Genomic DNA, 6208 nt, shown 5'->3' with positions numbered 1-6208 from the left:
GGGGTTGCTTCAATTCGCTATAAATTAACTCGCTACTAAGTCTTAATATCTGGTCATTCACATTTACGTTACTTAATCCCCCGTGATAACAAACTACCGATGCTATGTCGAGTTCTAAATACTTTTTCAATGAAATACGAGCTTCACTCATATCCGGTGTGGTCGGTGCATGAATTCCCGCGAGAATCCCGTTTTCACTGTACATCGAATCCCCGGCAATGAGAATCTTACTTTGCTCTAAATAAAGGCTGATATGACCAGGGGTATGTCCAGGCGTATGGACGACTCGAATCCTGCCGCAAAACGGCAGCTCTTGACCATCTGTTAAGGTATCATCTACTTTGCCCTTCGGAGGATTCGCAAGCTGGCTATCTTTTAAAAGAGGGACCTCTCCCTGAATATACGGCTTATCCAGTTCGTGCGCATATACTTTAACAATGTTGCCACACTTCTGCAAAAGCTCAGGAAGACTACCTATATGATCCACATCCTGATGCGTCAAAATCACAGCTTTTAGTTTGTCGAACGATACCCCTACCTTTTTCATAGCTCCCCGTAAATCTTCAATTTGTCCGGGAAATCCTGTATCTATTAACACAGTCATTTCTCGATCCCATAAAAGAATAGGGTGAATCTTATTCCCATGAAAATCTAGCTGAAGCATTTCTACTCCCTTTGAGATTTCCATAATATCATGCCTCCATAAATAATTTACACCCATGCGGCTCGTTGATTCCACAAGTCATGAAAGGATCACTTTACTTGTCGGATCGGCGAGTGCCAGTAATGCTAAAATAGAATTATGGGGCAAATCCAACTTTGTATGGCTGTCTTTCTTTAGTGTCTATGGATACAGTGCGAATGGACGTGATTGGAATGACAAGCATCTGATATTGCGTAAGGTATTTAACGAACTTGTCGTCAATCTGATCCAGTATCCCGTCGCATGCACATGTTCCGTCAATGAAATGAATAGTTACTTCCTTACCTTGCAAGCTTGCTAACATGAAATCACCTCGTATTTTTTCTTGTACTTTCTTAGCCGGATTAGGGAAATCACCAAGTCCTATGCATACTCTACAAAGAAGTTATCACTTGATCGATGATGCCATAATCTAATGCCTCCTGAGCGGACATGTAAAAATCCCGGTCCATATCTTTTTCGACCTTTTCCAAAGGTTGGCCGGTCCGTTCAGCTGTGATGCGGTTTGCCTTTTCACGAGTTAATAAAATTCGTTTGGCGCTGATCGCAATATCGCTGGCCTGCCCTTGTGCGCCGCCATGCGGTTGATGGATCATAATTTCACTGTTTGGCAGTGCCGAACGTTTCCCTTTGGCGCCAGCCAACAAAAGAATTGCGCCGAACGAAGCAGCAAATCCCGTACATATCGTATGCACATCAGGTTTGATGTACTGCATCGTATCATAAATGGCAAATCCTGCGGAAGTTGAACCGCCCGGGCTGTTGATATACATATAAATTTCTTTTTTCGGATCTTCTGCCGCAAGAAATAATAACTGAGCAATAATATTGTTAGCTAATTGATCGTCGATGGCTGCTCCTACAAACACAATACGATCCTTTAACAGTCTGGAATAGATATCGTACGATCTTTCACCTTGAGCAGTTTGCTCAACAACATAAGGAACATAAACACTCATTTGTGATACCCCCATTTTCTTGGTTCAGTTGATTTCTTCTTGTAAACGAACCGAGACCGTAAAAAGATACGGAGTTTTAATGGGGAAACGATTTGCGTATATGGTGTAACTTCTCCAACCTCTTGTTCGTTTACAATGAAGGTAGCAAATGGCTTTGCTTTTGCAAAGGGCAGAATATGACCGTGGAGGAGAAGGCCTATGAACATAGATGATTCTATTCAAATGACTGACAATACAGTGAGCATCCACAACTTTGAGGAATTACAGGCGGTCCTGAAGCGCTACTGTCTGTCACTTACGAAATCAAATTGGGATGCGGAAGAACTGGCTCAGGACACTTGGGTAAAAGCATTAGGAAAGTTAAATAAATTCGAGCATACCAATCCCAAAGCGCTTTTGCTGCGGATTGCTAAAAATACCTGGATTGATGATATGCGAAGAAAAGCAGTCTTCACTCGGATATTGAACAAGGAAGAAGCGAAAGTAACTGCGCCGGATCATGGATCTTTTGAAATTGAAATCGCGTTACAGTCTTTAATAAAACATTTATCTCCGCTTCAGAGGACTGTTTTTTTGCTGCGAGATGTGTTTGGATATTCGATTAATGAGACATCTGACATACTGGGTACAACAGAGGGAGCGGTAAAAGTTGCACTTCATCGGGCACGAAAATCGCTAGGAGCCGTTCAGGAGGAATTTCTAAAAGGAGAATTATCCTTACCGGAAAGTGAAAAATCGAAAACTTTTCTAAGGGCGTTGACGGCTGCATATCAGATGGGAGATATTGCAACATTGGTTATGCTCTCTTATCAGGATGTGGTAGAGCCAGACGTGATGATTGGTATCGTCAATAATAAGCTGCTCTGGAGTCATACTCCTGTAAAACAAACGGATTCCCACACCGTAAATATGGTGGCGGCGTAGTTTGTTTTTTTGACCCGGAAGATAACTTACAATAGGCTGTTTTAAGCGAGGGTAAAGTAATGATAAAGCAAAAAGTGAAAATAGAAGGTATTCCGGCAATTTTGTGGGGCAGTGAATCGGATAAGATATTTATAGTTATCCACGGTAATATGTCACACAAGGCGGATGATGTGATCGTTATATTTGCAGAAGAAGCAACAGCACAGGGGTATCAAGTCATCAGTTTTGATTTGCCTGAACATGGTGAGCGCAAAGAAGAAGCGTATGTCTGTAAAGTTCAAAATTGTGTTTATGACCTTGACCTCATCATGCGTTACACACAAAAGCAATGGGGTGACATTAGTATTTTCGCTTGCAGCATGGGTGCCTACTTTAGTTTGCTTGCTTATAATCATTTCCCACTTAGACAATGCCTGTTTCTTTCTCCAGTGCTAGATATGGAGAGAATAATCAAAAATATGATGTCATATCTACGTTTGCAAGTCGATTTCATTGCCAGCTAAAAGTGATGGAACATGGACAGCATTATTTTCACACCACGGAGCAATTGCAGTTTTATAGGCAGTGGTTGAAAGAACATGTAACCGCATAATAAGCATAATGGGAAGTAAGGAGTTGATCTCCCTGCTTCCCATTTTAACTGGTGAAAAAACAGTGGAGGAGATGCCTGTTCGTGAGTTGCTTCAACCGACTTCTATTGATAACGACGCAGGAAGCCATCAACTAATTTGGCATTGGTCATCTGAATTACGGACTGATTTTCCAATTCCTCGGCCATATCATCATCCGTCATGGACACGAAAAAGGTGATATCTTCCTTGGATTGACCGAATTGAGTAAAAAGTACATCGTCGGTTCCTATAACTACCTTGGCCATAATTTTTATCATTTCATCTTTATAGTCCAACACATTGTCAGTTGCATACAGAAATTTGCTAATATGATTAAGGTGTGTTGTATCGCCATATTGATATTCGCTTAATCCCCATCTGTAATAAATTTCATCTTCCTTGCTGTTGCACAGGTCTTGGGCTTTCATGTTTGTGATATGTCTAACCAGTGATTCCTCTGTATTAACAGCTACAAACAAAGTGACAAAATCGCTGTCTGTGCCAAACGCGCATGCGTAAACCTTCTCATCCTTCACTTCTTCCAGTATGCTTTTAAGATCATCCAGAAATCCTGTTCTAAATCTTTCCTCAAATTCATTCAGAAAATTGCTCATCTGACTCATATACTCCTTTGTGAGTTTTATGTTTAATTATATTTTACATCACTAGCTCGGCTCGGTTTTAGAAATTCTTACAATAGGTTTGAACAGGTTGCTATTTATAGTGTTATATTGTTTACTGAGGTGTTGGTTATGGATGGTAAAAAATTTGTTCTTTTGCTTTTACTTTTTTGCTTGTTGGGCATTGTAGGGCTAGTTGCTTTAATTTTCGGCTTTATGTGGTTAGCATTCATGGATAGTGTATAAAATCAGCTACCTATCAGTCTAATTTTACTCGCTTGCTTTTGGCCGATATTATTTGCTGGTCCCAGGTGAATAGAAGTTATGCTATACTTGCGAGGTAAAAGGGGGTGCCTACTGATGGAGAATCTGTTAGGATTGTCTGTGACTTCTTACACTCATGCAAAGCCAATTATTAGAAAAGCGTTACTTTGTATGGGGCGAAATCTTTTTTAACGCTGAACAAGCTTTTTTAATATTACTGGCTTTGCACCTTATTTTAAACAATCAGAATAAGGGGCGAGTATAATTGAGATATACGAATGCTACAAAAGTTTTACCGCAAAAACTAATTACGGAAATCCAAAAATATGTTCAGGGAGAGACTCTGTATATCCCTAAGCCAAAAACGGAATATATGGATTGGGGCAGTTTGAGTGGGGGGAGAAGGCTGCTCGAACAGCGAAATGCCGCAATCAGAAATGCTTTTCAAAATAGCAGCAGTATCGAGCAATTAGCCAAGGATTTTTTCCTCTCTACCGAAACCATTAAGAAAATTGTTTATTCACATAAAAAGTAGGATGGCGTGCTAGGACGTGACCGGATGATGGCGATGTAACCAATCCGGTCACGTCTTTTTGTTTGATAAAAGATTTGATTCCACCGTCAATTTTCTCATGAACGTTTTTATGCCAAAAATGATTCTAAATCGTTGTTTTCATTTATAAAGTTTATTTTAATCTTTAAAATGTGAATATAAACAACAGCAACAACGAATTTGGATGGGGACCATTTCTGAATAATGAAAGAAATTATGTATATAGATAAATGGTCTTTGAAACAAGAAAGTGAGGAAACGATTACTGTGGGGGAGCAAAAAAGTAGAAGCAGACATCTGATTGATCCCGAAATTATCAGTGCAGTAGATTTAATACCAACAACTGATCTTACCGAATCTACACTAATGGAATCACGTAAAAGTCAATCTCAAATGATGCAGCAAATAGATGTAACACAGATGTTCCCGGTTACATTAGAAAAAAGGGTTGTGCCCAGTTATTTTAGTGGTCCAGATATTCAAATCGAAATCATTAAGCCCAAACAATCACAGCATCATAAGATGCCCCTATATTACTCGATACACGGAGGCGGAATGGTCTTAGGAAGTCCAGTCGTGGATCGTCCTGCGAATGCAGCTCTTGCTGTACAGCATGGTTTCTGTTGTGTATCTGTTTATTATCGCCTAGCCCCAGAGCATGTACAGCCGAGTCAGTTACAGGATTGTTATTCAGGTCTAAAATGGTGCATTGAACATGCGGAAGAGTTAGGGATAGATATTCAAAAGGTTGCTGTAGGAGGCAGCAGTGCTGGTGGCGGTTTGGCGGCTGGCTTAGCCTTGTATATTCGTGATCAGAAAGAATTCGAAATCCATCATCTAAGATTAATGAGGCCCATGCTAGATGATCGCACAAGTATCGCACCAGAGCATCCATACGCAGGAGAGTTTATATGGACAAAACAAAGTAATTATTTTGGCTGGAAGTCTGTATTAGGGAATGAACCAGGTCAGGAGGAGGTAAGTGAGTATTATGTGCCGGCCCGTGCTAAGTCATTGGTCGGGTTACCACCGACTTATATAAATATAGGTACCGTTGATTTATTCATTGATGAAGCCTTGCTTTTTGCAAAACAACTGGTCTTTGATGGTGTCTTAGTGGAATTACATGTGTATCCCGGATACCATCATATGTCTCCCGCGTTTCCGGATGCGCATTTTTCAAAAGAAGGGGCCAGAACAAGTGAACACGCCTTATTGAAAGCTCTGAAGATAGTGGGTACAGATTCTAATGAGTAATATGCTAAAAGCTAATAAGCTACGATTGTAGTAAATAAAGCGCTGTTGGAGAATACCCATCAGTGCTTTCTATTTAGCCCCCAAATGAACTTGGACAGTACACCCCTTATTCCGATAGAATGAAATCAATCGGAGGGGACGACAATGGAAAGAAAACGGTATGATCTGAATTTCAAGAAGATGGTAGTAAGCAAAGGGTCAGCTGGTGATCAACAAGAAGAAAGTCTACCGGCTGTGCAAGCAGATACGTGTCTTGCGTCCGCAGTGGAAGCTCAGGGTCAAGCATCCGAAGAGACTCGCGAATAATCGAACCATCA

At 40.7% G+C, this 6208-nt stretch carries 8 protein-coding genes and 1 pseudogene; 5 read left to right on the top strand and 4 right to left on the bottom strand.

What is annotated here, in order from left to right; all coding sequences use genetic code 11:
• The 3 genes from AC5V8P_RS22380 to clpP all read right to left on the bottom strand — a co-directional run.
• A partial coding sequence (locus AC5V8P_RS22380) for an MBL fold metallo-hydrolase (protein WP_495473876.1) occupies nt 1-688 on the bottom strand: 688 nt, incomplete at its 3' end.
• A gap of 112 nt (nt 689-800) precedes the next feature.
• Nucleotides 801-1007, bottom strand: a complete 207-nt coding sequence (locus AC5V8P_RS22375) for a hypothetical protein (RefSeq protein WP_063210779.1) — start codon at nt 1005-1007, stop codon at nt 801-803.
• A 70-nt stretch (nt 1008-1077) separates the two neighbouring features.
• Complete coding sequence (clpP, locus tag AC5V8P_RS22370) at nt 1078-1662, bottom strand: ATP-dependent Clp endopeptidase proteolytic subunit ClpP (RefSeq protein ID WP_064797018.1); 585 nt, start codon at nt 1660-1662, stop codon at nt 1078-1080.
• Between the two features lie 198 nt (nt 1663-1860).
• On the opposite strand from clpP, the gene AC5V8P_RS22365 reads away from it, so the two are divergent.
• Together AC5V8P_RS22365 and AC5V8P_RS22360 are read left to right on the top strand one after the other, a co-directional pair.
• Nucleotides 1861-2586, top strand: coding sequence for an RNA polymerase sigma factor (locus AC5V8P_RS22365; protein WP_064797017.1), 726 nt, complete (start codon nt 1861-1863; stop codon nt 2584-2586).
• 59 nt (nt 2587-2645) lie between these two features.
• Nucleotides 2646-3178 (top strand): annotated as a pseudogene (locus tag AC5V8P_RS22360) (alpha/beta hydrolase).
• A 102-nt stretch (nt 3179-3280) separates the two neighbouring features.
• Here the strand turns inward: AC5V8P_RS22360 and AC5V8P_RS22355 are convergent.
• The gene (locus AC5V8P_RS22355) at nt 3281-3811 is read right to left on the bottom strand and encodes a DUF4303 domain-containing protein (RefSeq protein ID WP_064797016.1); all 531 of its coding nucleotides are present in this window, start codon (nt 3809-3811) and stop codon (nt 3281-3283) included.
• A gap of 535 nt (nt 3812-4346) precedes the next feature.
• Here AC5V8P_RS22355 and AC5V8P_RS22350 point away from each other — a divergent pair.
• The 3 genes from AC5V8P_RS22350 to AC5V8P_RS22340 all read left to right on the top strand — a co-directional run bounded on the left by AC5V8P_RS22350 (nt 4347) and on the right by AC5V8P_RS22340 (nt 6197).
• Entirely contained in the window at nt 4347-4616 is a 270-nt protein-coding gene (locus tag AC5V8P_RS22350; protein ID WP_064797015.1) for a CD3324 family protein, read from the top strand.
• Between the two features lie 285 nt (nt 4617-4901).
• On the top strand, nt 4902-5891 hold the full coding sequence (locus AC5V8P_RS22345) for an alpha/beta hydrolase fold domain-containing protein (RefSeq protein WP_064797025.1): 990 nt from the start codon (nt 4902-4904) through the stop codon (nt 5889-5891).
• Nucleotides 5892-6035: 144 nt separating this feature from the next.
• The gene (locus tag AC5V8P_RS22340; protein ID WP_196771867.1) at nt 6036-6197 is read left to right on the top strand and encodes a hypothetical protein; all 162 of its coding nucleotides are present in this window, start codon (nt 6036-6038) and stop codon (nt 6195-6197) included.
• Nucleotides 6198-6208 lie beyond the last annotated feature (11 nt).

The sequence above is a fragment of the Paenibacillus sp. N119s genome (assembly GCF_059447605.1).
Note: the sequence above shows the minus strand (reverse complement) of the source record. Positions and strands in the feature narration are given on the sequence as shown.

Excerpts from the sequence above, each read along its gene's own strand:
- AC5V8P_RS22375 (WP_063210779.1), bottom strand. The coding sequence starts at position 1,007 with ATGTTAGCAAGCTTGCAAGGTAAGGAAGTAACTATTCATTTCATTGAC.
- clpP (WP_064797018.1), bottom strand. The coding sequence starts at position 1,662 with ATGAGTGTTTATGTTCCTTATGTTGTTGAGCAAACTGCTCAAGGTGAA.
- AC5V8P_RS22365 (WP_064797017.1), top strand. The coding sequence starts at position 1,861 with ATGAACATAGATGATTCTATTCAAATGACTGACAATACAGTGAGCATC.
- AC5V8P_RS22355 (WP_064797016.1), bottom strand. The coding sequence starts at position 3,811 with ATGAGCAATTTTCTGAATGAATTTGAGGAAAGATTTAGAACAGGATTT.
- AC5V8P_RS22340 (WP_196771867.1), top strand. The coding sequence starts at position 6,036 with ATGGAAAGAAAACGGTATGATCTGAATTTCAAGAAGATGGTAGTAAGC.